This is a genomic window from Methanocalculus natronophilus (assembly GCF_038751955.1).
Lineage (GTDB): Archaea > Halobacteriota > Methanomicrobia > Methanomicrobiales > Methanocorpusculaceae > Methanocalculus > Methanocalculus natronophilus.
In genome coordinates, this window is record NZ_JBCEXH010000033.1 from 1 (window position 1) to 835 (window position 835).

The 835-nt window shown below is 28.9% G+C and carries 1 protein-coding gene; it reads right to left on the reverse strand.

The window, feature by feature from the left end; all coding sequences use genetic code 11:
• Positions 1–835: hypothetical protein (locus ABCO64_RS10205; RefSeq protein ID WP_343089380.1), on the reverse strand; the 835-nt coding region annotated here is incomplete at both ends.

Below are 835 nucleotides of genomic sequence, written 5' to 3' on the forward strand. Positions count from 1 at the left end.
TTACTAAGCATCTTCGCAATATCTTTTGAAAGATTCGCAACATCTTCACTATGACCTTTGGTATAGTGATCATATAAGTCAAGGGTTCTTACAAAAGATAAAATAATATCACTTTTGATTAAACGGTTTTGACCTTCAATATAACGCTTTTTAAATAAACGATTTAAGAGGGTGGTATAATCTTTGATACGTTTTAAGGTTTTATTATTGATAACATTTGATTGTTTATAATAATCATGTGCAACAATAAATAAAACATCACTATCAAACGTAAAAACTGAATAAATCCTGGTAGCGGCTTTAATTGTTGAAAGCGAATCAGCAAAGACATAATTAGGATAATGTTTTTTTATACTATTGCCTATATGTTTAAAGTAAATTAAAGGTTTATTCTGCATTGCTTTGGATTCATGAAGTTCATGCAAGAAAGGAATTTTATCAATATCATATCCTTCAGCGATAATAGGTTCTATCGATCCATTTGTCGCAAAATATGCAAAGGATGCGTCTGTTTTACCATACAAGAAGCTCGTTAATGCAAACGTTTCTTTAGCAAAATGTTCTTTGGAAACATCTTCACCCAAAATATCACTTGATAGATCGAAAAATCTATAGATATAATCAATGGTTTTATTTAATTGTTTATTTGATGTTTCTAAAAAACTATTTTGTTCACGGTGCTTTTCAACATAGCGCTTTAGCATTAAACTAAAAATACTAGTAATTGCTATAAATCCAAAGACTATTGATATATTTTCAACAAAACCCCAGAAATTGCTAGTATGATAAGTTACATAAGAAAGGATACCATAGGTAATCAAAAATAAACCGTTTA